13 protein-coding genes are annotated in these 18,284 nt (G+C 36.2%); all 13 read right to left on the bottom strand.

Annotated features, from left to right (window positions below):
* Nucleotides 1–95: 95 nt before the first annotated feature.
* Complete coding sequence (locus B2Z27_RS15275; protein ID WP_286814287.1) at nucleotides 96–1,310, bottom strand: sensor histidine kinase; 1,215 nt, start codon at nucleotides 1,308–1,310, stop codon at nucleotides 96–98.
* Between the two features lie 103 nt (nucleotides 1,311–1,413).
* Complete coding sequence (locus B2Z27_RS15270) at nucleotides 1,414–3,432, bottom strand: DUF349 domain-containing protein (RefSeq protein ID WP_286814286.1); 2,019 nt, start codon at nucleotides 3,430–3,432, stop codon at nucleotides 1,414–1,416.
* Between the two features lie 147 nt (nucleotides 3,433–3,579).
* On the bottom strand, nucleotides 3,580–4,332 hold the full coding sequence (locus B2Z27_RS15265) for a shikimate dehydrogenase family protein (protein ID WP_286814285.1): 753 nt from the start codon (nucleotides 4,330–4,332) through the stop codon (nucleotides 3,580–3,582).
* On the bottom strand, nucleotides 4,304–5,323 hold the full coding sequence (locus B2Z27_RS15260; protein ID WP_058103365.1) for a DUF368 domain-containing protein: 1,020 nt from the start codon (nucleotides 5,321–5,323) through the stop codon (nucleotides 4,304–4,306). Before B2Z27_RS15260 ends, B2Z27_RS15265 begins: the two co-directional genes overlap by 29 nt.
* Before the next feature lie 13 nt (nucleotides 5,324–5,336).
* Complete coding sequence (locus B2Z27_RS15255) at nucleotides 5,337–6,251, bottom strand: DUF368 domain-containing protein (protein ID WP_286814284.1); 915 nt, start codon at nucleotides 6,249–6,251, stop codon at nucleotides 5,337–5,339.
* 17 nt (nucleotides 6,252–6,268) lie between these two features.
* The gene (locus B2Z27_RS15250) at nucleotides 6,269–7,672 is read right to left on the bottom strand and encodes a tetratricopeptide repeat protein (protein ID WP_058103363.1); all 1,404 of its coding nucleotides are present in this window, start codon (nucleotides 7,670–7,672) and stop codon (nucleotides 6,269–6,271) included.
* A gap of 104 nt (nucleotides 7,673–7,776) precedes the next feature.
* The gene (locus tag B2Z27_RS15245) at nucleotides 7,777–8,952 is read right to left on the bottom strand and encodes an aspartate aminotransferase family protein (protein WP_286814283.1); all 1,176 of its coding nucleotides are present in this window, start codon (nucleotides 8,950–8,952) and stop codon (nucleotides 7,777–7,779) included.
* 9 nt (nucleotides 8,953–8,961) lie between these two features.
* Entirely contained in the window at nucleotides 8,962–10,674 is a 1,713-nt protein-coding gene (locus B2Z27_RS15240; protein WP_414673379.1) for an OstA-like protein, read from the bottom strand.
* Nucleotides 10,675–10,803: 129 nt separating this feature from the next.
* Nucleotides 10,804–11,646, bottom strand: coding sequence for a sugar phosphate isomerase/epimerase family protein (locus B2Z27_RS15235; protein ID WP_286814282.1), 843 nt, complete (start codon nucleotides 11,644–11,646; stop codon nucleotides 10,804–10,806).
* A gap of 3 nt (nucleotides 11,647–11,649) precedes the next feature.
* Nucleotides 11,650–12,633, bottom strand: coding sequence for a ThuA domain-containing protein (locus B2Z27_RS15230; RefSeq protein WP_286814281.1), 984 nt, complete (start codon nucleotides 12,631–12,633; stop codon nucleotides 11,650–11,652).
* A 20-nt stretch (nucleotides 12,634–12,653) separates the two neighbouring features.
* Nucleotides 12,654–15,812, bottom strand: coding sequence for a PVC-type heme-binding CxxCH protein (locus B2Z27_RS15225; RefSeq protein ID WP_286814280.1), 3,159 nt, complete (start codon nucleotides 15,810–15,812; stop codon nucleotides 12,654–12,656).
* Nucleotides 15,813–15,898: 86 nt separating this feature from the next.
* Nucleotides 15,899–17,200 (bottom strand): Gfo/Idh/MocA family protein, encoded by a 1,302-nt coding sequence (locus B2Z27_RS15220; protein WP_414673378.1) that lies wholly within the window; start codon nucleotides 17,198–17,200, stop codon nucleotides 15,899–15,901.
* A gap of 146 nt (nucleotides 17,201–17,346) precedes the next feature.
* Nucleotides 17,347–18,144 carry a 3-keto-disaccharide hydrolase gene (locus tag B2Z27_RS15215; RefSeq protein ID WP_286814278.1) on the bottom strand — a complete coding sequence of 266 codons (798 nt, stop codon included), beginning with the start codon at nucleotides 18,142–18,144 and terminating at the stop codon, nucleotides 17,347–17,349.
* Nucleotides 18,145–18,284 lie beyond the last annotated feature (140 nt).

Genomic DNA, 18,284 nt, shown 5'->3' with positions numbered 1-18,284 from the left:
GTTATTGACTTATCATATGAAAGCCTCTAGTATAGAGGCTTTTTTTATGCGTGCTAAAAAATTTTTTTGATGGTTTAAAGTTGTACCTGATATATTTATAACGCATGAAACTTAGCAAGTGAAAAACTAAAAAACACGCCTTCTTTATTGTTTTCACGATTATTTATCCTTATTTGTCCACCCAGTTTCTCTATTAATGTTTTAATAGTCGTTAGACCAATACCCGTATCCTTAGCATCATCTGTGCCTAGTTTTTCAAAAAGTCCAAATACTTTTTTCCAATATTTTTCTGCTATTCCGGGGCCATTGTCTTCATAAGTGAAGTAATAAAAATCTTGGTCTTCATTAAATGTTACTATGATTTCTGTAGAAAGGGAGTTGGCGAATTTTAGACTGTTGGAAAATAAATCCCTAAATATTTGATCAAAACTATTTAAAGATTGGTTTATAATTTGATCACAATTGGTCAGTTGTAACTTTACGTTATGGATATCTGAGTGCTTATGAAGTACTTGTTGTAACTCTTTTGTTACGTTAAACTTTTCTAATTTTATTTCAGCATTGGTTATAGAATTATAGTTGATTATACCGTTGATCAATGCCTCCATATACTCAACCCTGTTATCTATAGTGCCTAGATAACTTGGTATTTCGGTATCTTTAAGTAAATCATCATAATCTTCATTGATAAAGGCTACCATAGAACTTATGCCAAGTAATGGTGTTTTCATATCATGGGCTAGTCGGTATGATAAATGTTTTAACTGGTCATTCTTTATACGTAATTCTTCATTGATTAGTTTTTGTTGAATGTTTTGCTTTCGTAGCTCTAACTGTGCTATTACCTGGTCAGCTAGATCTTTTAGGCAAGCTTGTTGCTTTTCTGTAAAAGCTTGTCTTGGTTTGGTATCTATAACGCAAAGCGTTCCAATAGAAGCTCCCTCTTTGGTGTTCAATGGAGCACCTGCATAGAACTGAACCGTAGGTCCGCCGGTTACCAGAGGATTGTCATAGAACCTGTCATCTTTATTGGCATCATTTACGATTAATAAGGAATCTGGGGAATTAATGGCATGAGCACAAAAAGCAAGTTCCCTTGGTGTTTCGGTGGCGTCAATACCATGATGCGATTTAAACCACTGCCTATCTTTGTCAACTAAAGAAACAAGTGCCATGGGTGTATCACATATTTCAGCAGCAATGCGTGTTATAGCATCATATTCCTTTTCCTCCAATGTGTCTAAAACATTGAAACTATTTAAAACCTCTAATCTAGTTTGTTCGTTTTTTGGTATTTCTGGTTTTACCATTTTTTGGATATAACATATTACCTAACATCATAAATGTAGGTTTTTTCTTACTTATTAACGATTGAATTGCTAAAATGTTATATCTACAAGAACTTAAAAATACTTATTCCTCTGTTTGGGCTTCATCCGCAGATTCCCCTTCATCATCTTCTTTAAGTAGATTGTTTTTTAAAATATTTAGCTTTTTAAGTTTTGCTTTCCATGCAGCTAAAGATTCTTTGTGTTGGTTTACTCTTTTTATGACATCTTGAACTAAAGGATTGCTTTCAGAAGCATTTGAGAAAAATTGTAGATTATTCTCTAACTGTCTAATTTCATCTTTGCTTTCGTCGATTTTCTTTCTGATAAACGTACGTTCATTTTGTATAGCACGTTCTTGATTGTCATTATCAGCAAGCTGTTGAATTTTGTTTCCGTATTTCAATAACTCCGACTCTTGCTTACTCACTCCGCATTTTTGATAGAGAGCGTCAATTATTTTATCGAATTTTTGGTTAATGTTTTTCTTTTTAAATGGAACTCTACCATAACCTTTCCATTCTTCAGAAAACTTTTTGATGTCAGCAAGATCTTTAGACTTGTCGCCACTTAATTCAAAAGATTTAAGGCGGTCCATTAAAGCTTCTTTTTGCTTTAGATTTGCTTCTTCTTCTTTAAAAGCATCATTTTTAAGGGCATTTAATCTATCAAAATAGTGATTACAGGCCGTTTTAAATTCTTTCCATAATTTATCTGAATACTTTCTAGGTACATGGCCAATTTTTTTCCATTGTCCTTGAATTCGTTTCATTTCAGAAGTAGTAGTATCCCAATCTTCACTGTCTTTTAAAGATATCGCTATCTCTAATAATGCTCTTTTTTTATCTAAATTTTCTTGTTGCTCCTTTTTAAGGTTTTTGTAAAATGCGTTTTTATGCTGATTAAACTCTCTTACAGCGGCCTTAAAACTGTTCCATGTTTTAGAGTTTACTTTTTGTGGTACTTGTCCGGCCGTGAAAAATGCTTCTCTAAGTTCTTCTAACTTTTTAATCTGTTGTTGAAGCTTACCGTGATTGTCCGATACATTTTCGGTAAGGGTATTTATTTCAGTAATAATGGCATGTTTACGCTCTAGATTGTCTTCTTTTACTTTGTCAAGATTCTTAAAATAGTCTTGGCGTCTTTCATGTATAATTTTTGTGGCAGCACTAAAACGATCCCAAATTTCTTCTCTATGGTCTTTTCCTACCGGACCTAAATCTTCTTTCCAAATTTTATGCAGCACTTGTAATTCTCTGAAAGCCCTATTTAAATCTGGTTCTTTGGCAAGTTCTTCCGCTCTAGCAACGATCTTACTTTTTTCTTCAAGATTATGCTTAAAATCTAAATCTCTTAAATCTCTATTTATGTTAAGAAAGTCGTAGAATATTTCAATATGGTGATGGTAGGTTTTCCATACATTATTGTAATCTGCACGAGGTATAGGACCGGCATGACGCCATTTTGCTTGTATATCTTTAAAGTTGTTATACGTTGTGTTTATATCTTCTTCTACATTGACCAATGCCTTTAATTGCTCAATTAGATCTAACCTGTACGCTAGATTTTCTTTGTGACTTTTTTCTAGGCTTTTGTAGTATTGATTACGCTTTTCTCTATACTCTGTATATACTTCATTGAATTGTCTTTTGTCTACGGAATTGTATCTAAAATCAATTTCATTGCCGCCATTCGCGATAAATTCTTCTTTCTTTTCCTCAATAAATTCATCAAATTTCTGATTGAATTCATCTTTGATATTGTCTACATGCTTTCTTATGGCCTGAACTTTTTCATTCTTTACCAATCGCTGTAGTTCACCAACCAAGTTTTCCATGTTCATTTCATGGTAGTCTGGCATAGGAATTTCGTGTCTCTTTTCTGTATCACTATCTTCTGCATCTTCAGCGTTAGAATCGTCAATTTCATTCATGACGTCAGTTTCTACGGCAGATTCATTTGATTCAGGTACATTTTCTTCAGGTTGCGCTGTTGAATTTGTACTGTCATCAACAGTTTCTTCTACCTTGCTTTCAATTGCTTGGACAGTAGTTTTTTCTTCCGTTGAATTTTCTTGTAGCTTTTGTTGTTTATCCTCAGACATAATCCTATGTTATATGCTTACAAGATAGTAACAACCCTAGTACTGGCAAAGAATTGATTACTCTTTTTAAATCTATTACAAAACCCAATTTGATAGGAAATTTCAATAAATAAGGTCTTGAGATGGTTGGTGAAGTGAATTGGGTACTTATTTATTCCAGATTTCCCAAGATTTTTCAGCTTGATATTCTAGCATGTTGTAACCATTACAAATGGTTGCCCCATTTGTTTTACCGGCTGTTAAGAATGCTGTTTCTTCAGGATTGTAAATGAGATCGAACAACAAATGTTCTTCGCTGATTTTTCTGTAGGGTATATTTGGTTTTTTTTCAATGTCGGGAAATGTGCCTACGGGAGAACAATTAATGATCAACGTATGTTCTTCTATAATATCATCCGTCAATTCATCATAGGTGAATCCATTATTTTTACCACTTCTGGAGACAAAAGAATAGGTGATATCTAATTCTTTAAGAACGTAGGCTATAGCTTTAGAAGCCCCGCCCGTACCTAAAATCAATCCTTTTTGATGGTGCTTTTTTAAATGTGGTTCAAGTGATTTTTTAAATCCATATGCATCTGTATTAAAGCCTTTAAGACCTTCTTTACTGACTTTTATGGTGTTCACTGCACCAATTTTTTTAGCTGCGGGATCAATGTCGTTTAAAAAATCCATGACCTCTTCTTTGTATGGTATGGTAACGTTCAGCCCTTTTACATTTTTAGTATTCTTGAAGATTGCTGGAAAATCTGAAATTGAGGTTAGGTCAAAGTTTTGGTAGACATGGTCGTTTAAGCCCATTTCTTCAAATTTCTTTTTAAAATACCCTCTTGAAAATGAATAGGAAATATTTTTTCCTATTAAGCCATAATTAGCTTTCTGTTCTTCTGTTTTTTCCATACCAATCTAAAAGTAGCAAAATACTAATACCGATTATTATAAAGAAAATCGCGATCCAATTTTCTACAATGGTCAAATCCGGAAGAAAACGCTCATAATTCATAATTATTTGCTTTCCATTAGAATCTAATATGAGGTTTCCGTCAAAATCTGTTTTATAAATTGTCTTTTTCCATGGCCAGACCACGCCTAATGATCCTGTGATAAAGCCAAGAATTGTTGCCGTGGTTACATGCTTGTAATGTTTTAATACATAGGTTAACAAGTGTGATAAGGTTACAAGGCCGGTTGCAGACCCCAAAGTAAAGACAGCAAGTATTTTTAATGTATGTAAACGCTCCGTATTGTTCGTAAAACTAAAATCACCGACCAATAATTCTGAAAATGTATCGTATAATGCGTTAACTGAATCTACTAATAACAATACGTAATTGCCTAGTAAGATTAAAATGAAAGAACCTGATAGACCGGGCAAGGTCATACCTGAAACACTGATCATGCCACATAAAAAGATAAATAGTAGATTGTCATTTTCTTTTGCCGGACTAAGAAAACTTATTGCAATGCCTACAGCTAGGCCAATGAACGCGGCGGTAAAGGTTTTCTTTTTCCAATAGTCGAAATCTTTACCTATATAATAGATGGATCCTAGTATCATGCCAAAGAATGTGGCCCAAACGTAGAGTTCCCGTTTCACTAGAAAATAATCTAACACTTTTGAAATGCTAAAATAACTTACCAGCATGCCAAAAATAAGCAATGTTAAGAATGAGCCGTTAATATAGCGGTAGAAACTTTTAAACCTGCCATTGACAAATAGCTTAAATGCTTTTGCATTTACTTTTTGTAAAGAGTAAATAAATTCTTCGTAAAAACCACCTACGAAAGCAACTATACCACCCGATACGCCAGGAACCTTATTGGCGGCGCCCATACAAAGTCCTTTAACAACCAAGAAAAATTTATCGGTAAAGGTACGGGGTGTGTTCATGTAGGTTATCGCATTACTTCTTTGAAGCGGATTTTTCCAATATAAAAATAAGGGAAAAACCGATGATAGCAGCTACGATGGCAAAAGTTAATTGATTGTCACCTTGAAAAGCAAAAGGTGAAATATTTTCATCAATTATGATTTCTTTTTTTCCAATTTGAATAATTTCTATGATGTTTTTCCAAGGCCATATTTTATTTAAAGAACCTAAAATAAAACCAGTTAACACCGCAAGTGTGGCATCTTTATAATTGGTAAACATCCATTTTAAGATTCTGGCAAAACTTAAAATACCAAAAGCAGCACCAAAAGCGAATGTAATAATAACGCCAAAATCTTTTTCATTGACGGCTTCTAAAACAGTTCTGTAAGACCCAAGTAATACTAGAATAAAGGATCCGGAAATACCGGGTAAAACCATTGCGCAAATAGCAATAGCCCCAGATAGGAAAATAAAGGGCAAGCTACCAGAACTTGCAGAAGGGGGTAGGGTCGTAATATAAAATGCACTTGCAGTTCCTACAACAAATAGTACAATGGCAAGTATATTCCATTTTTTAATGGATTTTGCAACGAATATAACACTTGCTAAAACCAAGCCAAAGAAGAAAGACCAAGTAGGTATAGGGTGCTCTTCTAAAAGCCAGGCAATTATTTTTGATAAAGAGAAAATACTGATCATCATACCTATGACCAAGGCCAAAAGAAAGTTGCCGTTCAATTTTTCCCAAAAACTTTTAAAGCCTTCTTCCTTTAAAACTTTTAGGGTCGTTAGATTGAGGTTGTTGATAGAGGTGATGAACTCTTCGTAAATACCTGTAACAAAAGCTATTGTACCTCCAGATACCCCAGGTACCAGTTCAGCAATGCCCATTGCCATTCCTTTTAAAGAAATTACGGTATAATCTTTAAGTTTTCTATTTTCCATATGGTGTAGAACCTTTTCTACTTGGTTTTATTGTATTTTTTTACAATTTCCTGGGTCCATTCAGATTTGCCATATTGAGGGAAATTTTCAGTGAACAGGTGAAGCTTTTTCTGTTTTATATCAATCTTTAAAGCATCCATTAGCATAATTCGTGCGTTTATAGGATCATTTGCCAATAGTAGATAACCTACAGATCTATATAACAATTTTAAACTTTCAGGGTAAAATTCCCTTCCTTGGGAAAGTATTTGAACAGCAGCTTCGGTTTCACCGTTGATTCTTACGACCTCTGCCCATTTTAGCCAAGTATCCAATTCGTAATTGCCTAAATCTACGGCTTGTTTAAAAGCAAAGTCAGCTTGGTCGTAATTCTCTAGCGCCATGTGTATTTTAGCACATTTTTTCCAATACTGTGGGTTTTCACCATCTATATTCAACGCTTTGTTAATATAGAATACCGCTTTTTCAAAATCTCTTTTATTGTAGTACAAATTGGTGATGGCCAACCAGCCTTTGTCCAATAAAGGATCTTCGTGAACTGTTTGGTAGAAATAATACTTGGCCATATCAGTATCCTTTAATTTTTCATAGCATTTTCCTATTCTTAAAAATGCATGTGAGGTTGGATCTTCAATGGATATGGTAGTTTCGTAGTTTTCTATAGCTTCTTTATATCTGCCTAATTTTTCAAGAACTTTGCCTTTTTCAAAATAAGCCCCAATAAATGTATCGTCTGAAATAATGGCAAAATCATATGCGGTCAAAGCTTCACTATACATTTCTTTATAGTAATACTGTTTGCCCAATTGGTGCCAAGCAACTTCACAATATGGATTTTTTTCTAAATAACCATTTAAATATACAATGGCACCTTCATAGTCTTCTAAGAATTCAAAACAGTATACTACATTATATAGCGATGAATAATCTTGCTCATCGAACTCTACACATTTCATGAAGCTTTCTTTGGCACTATCAAAGTTGTCCATAAATAAATACTCCATGCCCAAAAGGCTATACACATCAAAACTGTTATTGGTAATACTAAGCGCTTTTTGCAAAAGCTCTATTGCACCTTCATGATTATCCAATTTGGATAAAATATTGGCACGTTGTATATAAATTTCTTCGTTATGATTGTCAAGTAACTGCAATTCATCTAAAAGGGCTTCAGCCTTTTCCATTTGGTTTTCAAAAACCATCACCTCTACTTGAAGCAACTTAAGTTCAATAGAACCCGGATGTTGTTGCAGCCCAATTTTTATCCCCTTTTTAGCCAAGGAAATTTTACCATGGTTTAAATAGTGGTGTATAATATCTTCAAAATCTTCGGCATCAAAGAAGTAGACATCATCTGTCTTTAACATTGATTCAAATTTCGTAATTGGCTTGTCCGGTCTCTCGTTAGATTCTAACGCCATAGGCACTATTTAGTTTTACAAGATATATTAAAAGTAAGTGTTTGTAAGGGCTTTCAGCCATTGTGCCAATCTATATTATTAACAAATTAGTTAACAACATTGATTTACATAGCGTTAAGTAGCGCTAAAATAATGGCACATCCTTCTCTAATTTCCAATTCTGATATGGTCAATGGTGGAGAAATACGTACGGCCCTATTTTCAAACAATAGCCAAAATAAAATCAAATTTTTATCCTTGGCTCTTAGTACTAGTTCATTGGCCGTTTCTGGTGAATCCATAATTAGGGCCAGCATGAGACCTTTGCCTCTGACCTCTTTTATCTTTGGATGTTTTAAAAGTTCTTTAAAGAGTTGTTCTTTTTTTAATGTGTCTGCTATTAACGAAGAATTCAGTAATACGTTCAAAGTAGCTAAGCTAGATGCCGCAATTACCGGATTGCCGCCAAAAGTAGTTATATGTCCCATTTTAGGATTATCACTTAGACTGTGCATAATCTTTTTGCTTGCTGTAAAGGCACCTACAGGAAGACCAGATGCCATTCCTTTGCCAATTACAAGTATATCTGGCACACAGTTGAAATGTTCAAATGCAAACAGCTTTCCCGTTCTGCCAAAACCAGGTTGTATTTCATCCAATATTAATAATGCACCAACAGCTGTACAATGATCCTTAACTTTTTTTAAATAATTGTTCTCCGGTAAAATAAAGCCGGCACCACCTTGTATGGTTTCCAATATGACACAGGCCGTTTTGGTAGTGATCTTTTCTAAATCTTTTTCGTTGTTGAATTTTATATGGTAAACATCGGGCAAGAGTGGTCGGAAAACACTTTTGCGTTCTTCAAAATCCATTAAACTGAGGCTACCCATCGTATTGCCATGATATGCGGATTTTGCAGCAATAATTTCTGAGCGACCTGTATATCGCCGCGCCAATTTTAATGCTCCTTCAATAGCTTCCGTGCCGGAGTTCACCAGATAAGTTACCTCTAAAGGTGCAGGCAATTGTTCGGCCAATAGCTTTGTGTAGTCGGTTGCCGGTGATTGTGCATACTCACCATACACCATAACATGCATGTATTTTTCAACTTGATGTTTAATGGCTTCCACTACTTTGGGGTGACAATGCCCAAGTGTACAAGCGGAAACCCCCGCCACAAAATCTAAGTGTGCATTACCTGCTGTATCATAAATATAACTGCCATTTGCATATGAAACCTCCATTCCTAAAGGATACGGAGAGGTTTGTGCTTGGTATTTTAAAAAGTCCTTGTTCATGTGAAATATTTATTTCACCTTTTTAGGTTTTACAGATTTTTTGGGATCTGTTGCTTTGTCTTGCGCAGGTATGTTGTTGACAGGGTCAGATTCGTTTTGACTACGTTGCTGTTCTTCTGCATCAATATCAATGGGGTTGTCTATACCATTAATAACCACGAGTTTCAGGTTATTATCGTCTTCATCAAATATATCTTCCTTGGTTAGTATGCGCTCATCGCCACGCCATACAAATCCTTTTAATATTCTACTGTTTTCCGGTAAATCTTTTTCGGGGAAGATATCGCCATCTGGATCGGTGTAAAAGGTCAGATCTTCTATATCATTATCTACCATGGTGATTCTGATTTTACTGCAGACCGTTTTGTCAATTCCAATAAGTTCATCATCATCGTTATACATATAATATACCACCTCTGTATTTTGAACCAGATCAATTAGTTTTAGCTCGTTATCAATGAACTTGCCGAACAAATTAATTCCTTTAGCTTGATTGTAGCCTGTCATGCTTACACTGTCTAAAGAAATTATAAAGGCGTTCTTTAGTACTTTTAAAGAATCTAGCTTTTCGGTTTCCAAGTTCGATTTTAAATGAATACTATCGCCTGTCATCTGGTTGGCACCGTTCCAAATAATGGGGTTTTTTATCAATTGAGTAATGCCTGTCTTTTCCTCGGAATGAATACTGTCGCACTTACCGCTCAAATCTGTTTTGTAAAATTTTGCATTTCTAAACGCTCTTAGAACACGATCTTCTGGTTTGCCGGTGACCATTAAGGTATCTCCATGTACATACAGCGAATCTCTTTCTTGAACAGAAATAGAAACAGCTCTCTTGGTAGCGAAAACAGAATCTTTAGCTTTGAACACTTCTGCATAATGCGCTCTTATGATACCTTTGTTAATAGTATCTGTTACGGTAATGTTATTGGTGGCCGAAGCAAATTCTTGTACTTTGTTGAAGTACACACTGTCACCTTCAATAATACGATTGTTATAATCTATACGCGTGTTTTTGATACCATAGCCAGTTTCTACCTTGGTGTCGTAAAACCCTCTTTCACAATAAATTTTATACGTTTCTCCGTTTATGGTCGACGGCCCGTACATGTAAGCATTTTTAGAAGTTGTATAGTAATCTAGCTGTTCAGAATCTAAAGTGTATTCCGGGTTTTGAACATGAACACTATCTAAGAACTGATACTTTTTGAGTTCCATAAAATACTTGCCAATTTTACTAGTCAATGTATTTGCGGAATCAACTACAGTACCATTATCTTGATAAAATGCTTCTTGTTTTTCACGATCTAAGCGAAGGGTATCTGTTCTTAACGTCATGTCAGAATTAGTAAGAACTACATTACCCCAAGCCTTTGCCAGTTTTACATCGCCCAAATAGTTGATTTTTTTACTGGTCATTTTTATGGAGTCACCCTGTTTTAAAATGACATTGCCAATAGCTTCTAAACGGTTTTCTAATTGGTAGTAAATTGCTACATCGCACCACAGATCGGCACCTTGGTGTTCAAATTGTACTTGGCGTGTATCTTTACTGAATATAGAGGCGCCTGGGTATTCAGCTTCGTTTTTAGTGAAGTTGGCACCGTAAACAATATTAATTTGCTTGGGTTCTTCTTCATTGCCATCTTGCTGGGCAATACCAAAAAAAGAACAGGCAAAGAACAAAAGAACAACTGAATAAATCTTTTTCAACCTAAAAATTTTTTCAAAAATAGGATATTTTAAAAGAGCCTTACCATGGTTAAGATACTTTTGACATTTACTTGTGCAAAAGTGACTTTTGTACAAAGCAATTTATACCGTGTTATTATTTATAATCCAGGTCAGAAATTATATCATTTTTAAAACACCTCTTATGTATCCTACAGATTCTGACAGTCCATAAATGGCGTGGTTGGCGTCTTTCTCATATTCTATAGCAACAATACCGGCATAATTAATCTTCTTTAAAGTACTTAAAATGGCAGGTAAGTCCATTTTGCCGTGGCCTAAAATGGTTTTTTGACCTTTTTCTATTGGCGCATCTATATCCTTTATGTGGACATCAAATAATTTATCTTGATATTTTATAAGTTCTTCTGCCGGGTCAAGTCCTAGCCTAAAAGTATGACCAACATCTATGCATAGACCTATTCTGGAATCTAAGCCCTTAATTTTTTCATAGACACTTTTTGGGGAGGGAAAAACTACATCCTCCGGACCGTGATTGTGTATGGCCAATTTGATACCCGTCTCTTTTACCTTTTGCTCTACCAATGGTAATAAATCATGTTCCGGTGCTCCAATAATCATAGGCAAACCTGCATTATCAGCATAATTGAAATAGGTTTCCACATCTTCAGGTGATTTCATATAAATGACCCCACCGCCATATAAATTGAGTCCCCTTGCAGTAACTTTTTCACGTATAAAGGTGAGTTCTTTCTTGTCTGCTTCGTATGGTAAATGAAAGCTTTTAAAGGCTACATCTTTTAAACCTAAGCGCTCTGTGATATCTATGAGTTCATCTAAGCTATATTTTCTAAGTGTATAGGAAGCCAATCCAATGCTAAGTTGATGATTGGTATTGTTTGCTGTTTTTTTACTGTTCGAGTTAGCTGTAAAAGATGCAGTACCTAGTGCCAAAGCTCCTAATCCACTGGTTTTGATGAAATTTTTTCGTGATAAAGCCATACTTTAAAAATTGGTTAATGGTTTTTGATTCTTTTTAAATTTCTGCCCAAAACCCGAGTTGCTTGGTTCAAACGGCTCATCTAATATTACATTTACTCCTTCCTTAGGGATATTGTCCTCTTTGCCTAACGCCCAATATATTCCGTTCATGGCAATTTTGCGCATTACGGGAAGTTTAAAATCATAAGGGTGACCAAGGGTAGTGAAGAATACTCTTGCAGGTTTGCCAGAAGTTCCAGTATAGCTTTTTGTCCAAGCAACGGGGTTGTCCAAAGAAAATTGGTCTAGTTTGCCATTCATTTCGTGTTGAGATTTGGTGGAATGCCCCATTAAAATAGGTTTACTATCGCCCTGCAATTTCCAATCTCCGCCATCAACATGGTATAACCATGAATATGCTTCAAATTCAGAAAAGCCGTTTAAAATTGGATTATCACTTTTACCTTCTTTAATTGAAATATCCGTGACAGGAAATTTGCCATCATCAAAGTGACCATGGTGCGTAATCCATTGTTGCCCAAAAACTTTTGCGGGCCATTCTTCATTATATGTTGTTAAAGTAGAGTCATTATCATATTTAAATGCATGGGTAGTTGTTCTAAAACCCACAATTGGTTTGCCCGATTCTACATAATTGGTTATGTAATTTAGTTCTTTTTTAGGTAGGTTTCTAAAACGCATGAATACGACCATTAAATCAGCAGTTTCCAAAGCTTCTAATCCTTCAATATGGTCAGTTCTGTTGGGGTCAATAAATCCTGAGCTGTCAATAGAATAGGCAATGGAGACTTTTGCGCCTAATTCTCTCTTTGCCAATTTTGCCAACATAGGAAACGTTTCCTCTGACCTGTACTCTTCCTCGCCAGTGACAAAAACAATGTGTGGAGCTTTAATTTCTTCTGAAATGATTTCTTTTTTACTTTTTGTTTTTTCACCACAAGCTATTAATATGGTTAAAATTAGTAATGTAGCATATTTGAATTTCATATGGTCTCTATTTTATTGAATCAGTTCATAGGATGCTCTTGTAACAACTCGTCTGCGGTATAGAACTTATTACGGTCTTTAGTGGCTTCCCTAATTTCTTTTACCTTGTCAGGATCGATGACCGATGCTTTATTGCCAAATGAATTTCTAACATATGTTAGTACAGCAGCAATTTCATCATCATTTAACAGCCCTTTGAAAGCCATCATGGGTACTTGACCTTTGTAATGGTTGCCCATGATATTCATTGGTCCGTAAAGTCCGTGAAGTGCTAATTTTATCAATCTTTCTTCATTGCCCAAAACCCATTCTTGCCCCACTAGTGTTGGGTAACCGGCTTTTTGTAATCCGGTACCGCTTTCTTGATGACAAGTTATACAGTAACCCTCGGTTTCATATATTTTTTTTCCTTTGGCAAAAACTTCTAAATCTGCACCCTTTAAATGTGATGCTAATAATTCTTCTTTATTAGTTTTTAGGAAGTTACCTGTTAATCTAGTTTCCGCAAAATTGAACGCATCGGTCATCCATTCATCTAGTGGATGTTGTTTTGCGACTTCTAGAATTTCCATTCCTTCAGATTTTGGCAACCATGATGCTGCTGTTATAGCTTCTAACCTAACTCTACCGTGGGAGTCATTTGCAGCACTCTTCAGTAATTCTTGTGCATTGTTCAATTGATGCCCCATATACCTTGTGACCCTAACTGCGGCAGATCGTACTCTGTGGTCGTTAGATTTTAACAATGACTCCAGTAATGGTTGGTCTACCTTGTTCATTCCCCAAGATACCCACAAACCCTCTATCCTATGATGTTCATAATTGGGGTCGTTCTTATCTAAGCTGGTAATCCAAATTTTTAAATAGTCCAATACCTCTGTCGCATTTCTTCCCCTTAATTCCCTACGGGTTCTATAGCGTGTTCTGTATTCTGGCAATTTTAAATTCTCAAAAAGTTGGGATATTGTTGCACCATCAATTTGTGCAGGTATTATCAAAGGTCTAGAAGGGTAAGTAATCCTATAAATTCTACCATGTACATGGTCACGTAATGGGTCACGGGCATTGTGTTGCATGTGTCCAATTAATACATTATGCCAATCTACTAGATAAAGTGAACCATCTGGAGCAAATTCTAGCTCAACCGGTCTAAAATTAGGATCAGTGCTTGTTATTAAATCTTGTCGGTGTTTGGTAGTATAACCGGTGCCGTCTTCTAACATTCGGTGTTGTTTTAATCCTAGGAAGCCAATGGAATTGGCTAGTAACATATCGCCCTGTATTTCTTCCGGAAAGTGGCTGCTTGAAACAAATTCCAGACCAGAAGTTGGTCTTACACGATGTGCTTCTTCGATCAACTCTTCCGTTAACGGTGATGAAATTCCGTAGATGGGCTTTAAAGAACTGGGCATCATCCAATTTACTTTAGGACCAGAGGTGTGCAAAAAGAAATCTTGCCCCCAATCATCAAAAGCAATACCCCACGGATTAGGAACAGGCACTTGCAAGGTTCGCTCCAAATGTTTACGCTGTGGATTATATCTATAAAACCCACCGTTGGTAGCACGTACCGGACCGTATGAAGTTTCTACGTTGGTGTGAAGAAATATGCCCTCTGACATATAAAAAGCGCCAGAAGGGTCTGCACAAAAAGCAGAAATGGCATGATGGGTGTCATGATCATCAAACCCGCTTAGTATAGTTTCTATCGTATCAGCTTTATCGTCACCATCAGTGTCTTTAAATAATTTTAGGGTAGTGCCTTGGCTTACATAAACACCTTCCGCAGAGAACTCAAATCCAATGGGTAAATGTAAGTTCTCGGCAAATACTGTTTCCTTATCAGCTTTGCCATCGTTATCGGTATCTTCTAAAATAATAATCTTGTCGTTTGGCTTGGCATCGCCCGGTCTGTAATGTGGATAAGAGGGTAGGGTAGCAACCCATAAACGACCTTTGTTATCAAAGGAAATTTGTGCAGGATTTGCCAAATTGGTGAATTCCTTTTCCGAGGCAAACAATTCTATTTTATAGCCCTTTGGTACGGTCAATGTTTTTAGAGCTTCTTCTCCGTATTTGTAATGAATAGCATCTCCTTCGCTCAAATTATAATTGCTGGTTACTGGGGGCAATTTGCTTGTTAATGCATCTGCAGCTTTAAGGTTATATGTATTTCCCTGTGCTGCCACCCAGATAGCAGTATCTCTGATCGCTGTTAATTCTCTTGTTTTTCTTATTTCATACGGATAATTGTCTGGTCCGTAGGGTGCGTGTCTTCTGCCAAAAACATGCACGCCATTGGGTATCTTATAATCATTGTGCCAATAGAAATTTTTTTCTAGAACAGCTTCTTTAATTGCTTCTCTCTTATTTTCTAGTTTTACGGAAGTATTGCCGGTAAGTTGATCAGCTAAGAATTTGGCAAAAGTTTCATAGCCTACTTTATTCATTTGTGCGCCATCAATGGTGAAATCATCATTGGTATTTTTAAACCATTTTTTTGATGCTTCAAAAACGTTAATAAAAGGTATGTTGTTTGCTTTTGCAACTTCGCTCATTGCAGCAGTATATAAATTTAGATTCTTATTCTCTAATTGACCATTAGGGACATCTATATGGTCTGATAAGTCTTCAAAAGCAATAGGGGAAATCAATACCAATTGCGGTGCAGTGGTGCCATTATAGCGTTGTTTTAATGAATGCTTTATGAATGCATCTAATTCTTTTTTGTAATTATCTAAACCTTCAGCGCCTTCAAATGATTCATTGTAACCAAAAAAGGCCAGGACAATATCAGCTTTAAGACGAGTTAGCCATTCGTCTGGCGTTTCAAACTCTCCTTCACTTCCAGAATTTTGTGCAAGTTCTGTTTGAAAATTCTCTGCACCGGGAAAAGCCCATGGGGAAACGCGACCAGAATGTGGCCTAAAGCCTGGGGTGTCTCCGGCATCGCACATATTTCTTATAAAAAGGGAATCTGTAGGATAACGCAAATGAAATTCTGTTTCTAAGCTTCCATACTCCATCATTCTAGATCCCAAGTTATTTCCTATAAGGACAATTGAAGAATGCGGTTTTATGTCAATTATTGGAGGAGTACTTTCTTTACAGCTTTCAAGGATTAGAATGCCTTTGAACAGTAGAATACATCTAAAGATGATATTAAAGATTTTTGACATTGATGAAAAGGTTGGTGGTGGTATGTTCTTTTAAAGATAGGTATAAAAAAACCACTCGAAAGTGGTTTTTTATGATATAATATTGATTAGAAGTTTCTATAATCGCCTTGTAAAAATGCATTTGCTTCTTCTTCGGCAAACTTGGCATTTTCACTATCCCAGTGCAATACTTGGTTGGGGAATCTACCGGCAATGACACCTAATAATATAGTTTCCGTTAACCTTGATGCATATGAAAATGGTGCTGTAGTGGTATCTGTACCTAGACAAGCATCTACAAACTGATGATAATGTTTAGGACCTTCAGTATCATAATTACGAATAGGTTTGCCCATATTGTTCGCTTTTTCCACTGCTTCTATTTCTGCGGAAATGTCTACGTATTTACCGTCTACTATTTTTTTAGGTAGTTGCATAAAGTGAGGTAGCAATAACCTTCCTTTTTCTCCAATGAACATAGCACCTTGATCTGGTAGTGTGCCTTCATCTGCAGTTTTAGTTTCTAAGGACATTTTATCTTCCATACTATCCTTGGAACTATCATCTTTGGCGAATATATTTTCCGCACCCGGTAAAATTAAATCCTCATGATCTTTTGGTGCACCGGGACCGTCGTACCAAACCCATTTTAATGTTTCTGTAGTAAATTCAGTTTGTGGAAACTCATAGGTTACTACATTGTTTTGAGGAAAGCCAAACCCATTAGGTTCCCTGCATTCATTTTTTATGGTTTTGGGTACCTGTAAAGCCAGTGCGTTATAAGGGGTGTCAAAAATATGAACTCCCATATCGCCCAATGTTCCACAACCATAATCAACTAGTTTTCTCCAATTCCCAGGGTGGTAAAAACCTTCTTTATATGGTCTCTCTGCTGAGGTGCCCAACCATAGATTCCAGTCTAACGAATCAGGAACCGGGTCAGAACCTGTAGGTTCAGGTCCGTCATAACCCCAATCTTTTGGGGACCATGCACGAACCGTGTGTACCTTGCCTATAATACCAGATTGAATCAATAAGGTGGCAAGTTTATAGTCATAAAATGAATGAACCTGAATTCCCATTTGAGTGACCAATCCTTTTTCTTGAGCTAGTTTATTCATAGCCCTGGCCTCTGATACATAATGGGTGAGGGGTTTTTGACAATATACGGGTTTGTCCATTTCCATTGCCATCATAGAAGCGGGAGCATGGGTGTGATCAGGTGTAGATACAACTACTGCATCTATTTCATCACCCATTTCTTTCAACATTACTCTGTAATCTGTATACGTTTTTGCATTTGGGTGAAGTTCTTTTGCTGCAGCCAGATTGTTGGCGTCAACATCACAAAGTGCAGTGACATCCACTTTATTGTGAGATGAAATGGCTTTTAAGTCTTCTGCCCCCATATTACCTACACCAATATGCGCCGTACGTAATCTGGTCAGTTTTTTTACTTCTTTTTTACAAGACCAGAGTCCAGATGGTAATAATACAAATGTGGACAATGCCGCTGCGTTCTTTAAAAAGTCTCTTTTGTTCATTGGTGTGGTGGTTATAATTTTTTGATTTTTATATTTCTGAACCAAATAGGGCTAGAATGATCTTGAAAACCGATATAGCCAGTTTTAAACTTGCCGTAATCTTCGCTGTTTTTCCATTTATCTGAATTCTTTTTTTCGTACCAGGCTTCATCCCATGGAACAAAGGAAACTACTTTTTTACCGTTCAACCAATGTTCTACCTGGTCTGGGGTGAAAATTATTCTTGTAGTATTCCATTCGCCAACAGGGTGCAGAATTTTCCCTTCAGGGTCTGCTGCGTGCATGGCATAATCAGATGCGGTCTGTTGTAATGGCTTTAGTTCTTCCGGGTTGTCAGTATACCCTAAACTTAAATTGTAATCTGTAAGGTCGTGAATGCTTGCGTAATTTTCGTCATCTATCAATTGGTATTCAGGAGCAACTTCCGGTGGGCTATCATACCCTTCTTTTAAATGGTAGAAAATGCCACTGTTACCACCCTTTGGTAGTTTCCATTCTACGTAGAGTTCAAAATTGTCAAATTCTTCAGCTCCATATATAATATCCGTGCCGCCGGTGTAGTCTTGTTCCTTACCTAATTCGGTGTCAAATTGTAGTTCTCCGTCTTTTGCTATCCAGCCAGGTGGTAATTCTTTTCCGTTATAAGCTCGCCATCCTTTTGTAGATGTGCCATCAAATAGGGTGATCCATTCGTTTTCGGTTTGTTGTTGGGTAACGGTTTGTTCTTCAGCTTTGTCTTTTTTTTCTGTTTTACAAGCTATTGTCAATACAAGAAAAAAAAGCAAAGTTGAGCAGGTGGTTTTTTTCATTTTTTTGAGTTGTCGTTAAGTTGTTGTTGAATTGTAAAATGTAAATTTTACATAAACTTGAAAATACAAAAAAAAAGAATGGCGATAAAGGTATTTCCCTATATCGCCATTCTCAAAAGTTGAACAACCTGTTCTAGCCG

Source organism: Maribacter sp. UBA3344 (genome assembly GCF_002362375.1).
GTDB lineage: Bacteria > Bacteroidota > Bacteroidia > Flavobacteriales > Flavobacteriaceae > Maribacter > Maribacter dokdonensis.
Note: the sequence above shows the minus strand (reverse complement) of the source record. Positions and strands in the feature narration are given on the sequence as shown.

Excerpts from the sequence above, each read along its gene's own strand:
- B2Z27_RS15215 (WP_286814278.1), bottom strand. The coding sequence starts at position 18,144 with ATGAAAAAAACCACCTGCTCAACTTTGCTTTTTTTTCTTGTATTGACA.
- B2Z27_RS15260 (WP_058103365.1), bottom strand. The coding sequence starts at position 5,323 with ATGAACACACCCCGTACCTTTACCGATAAATTTTTCTTGGTTGTTAAA.
- B2Z27_RS15275 (WP_286814287.1), bottom strand. The coding sequence starts at position 1,310 with ATGGTAAAACCAGAAATACCAAAAAACGAACAAACTAGATTAGAGGTT.
- B2Z27_RS15270 (WP_286814286.1), bottom strand. The coding sequence starts at position 3,432 with ATGTCTGAGGATAAACAACAAAAGCTACAAGAAAATTCAACGGAAGAA.
- B2Z27_RS15220 (WP_414673378.1), bottom strand. The coding sequence starts at position 17,200 with ATGGGGGCAGAAGACTTAAAAGCCATTTCATCTCACAATAAAGTGGAT.
- B2Z27_RS15235 (WP_286814282.1), bottom strand. The coding sequence starts at position 11,646 with ATGGCTTTATCACGAAAAAATTTCATCAAAACCAGTGGATTAGGAGCT.
- B2Z27_RS15265 (WP_286814285.1), bottom strand. The coding sequence starts at position 4,332 with ATGGAAAAAACAGAAGAACAGAAAGCTAATTATGGCTTAATAGGAAAA.
- B2Z27_RS15255 (WP_286814284.1), bottom strand. The coding sequence starts at position 6,251 with ATGGAAAATAGAAAACTTAAAGATTATACCGTAATTTCTTTAAAAGGA.
- B2Z27_RS15245 (WP_286814283.1), bottom strand. The coding sequence starts at position 8,952 with ATGAACAAGGACTTTTTAAAATACCAAGCACAAACCTCTCCGTATCCT.
- B2Z27_RS15225 (WP_286814280.1), bottom strand. The coding sequence starts at position 15,812 with ATGTCAAAAATCTTTAATATCATCTTTAGATGTATTCTACTGTTCAAA.
- B2Z27_RS15250 (WP_058103363.1), bottom strand. The coding sequence starts at position 7,672 with ATGGCGTTAGAATCTAACGAGAGACCGGACAAGCCAATTACGAAATTT.
- B2Z27_RS15230 (WP_286814281.1), bottom strand. The coding sequence starts at position 12,633 with ATGAAATTCAAATATGCTACATTACTAATTTTAACCATATTAATAGCT.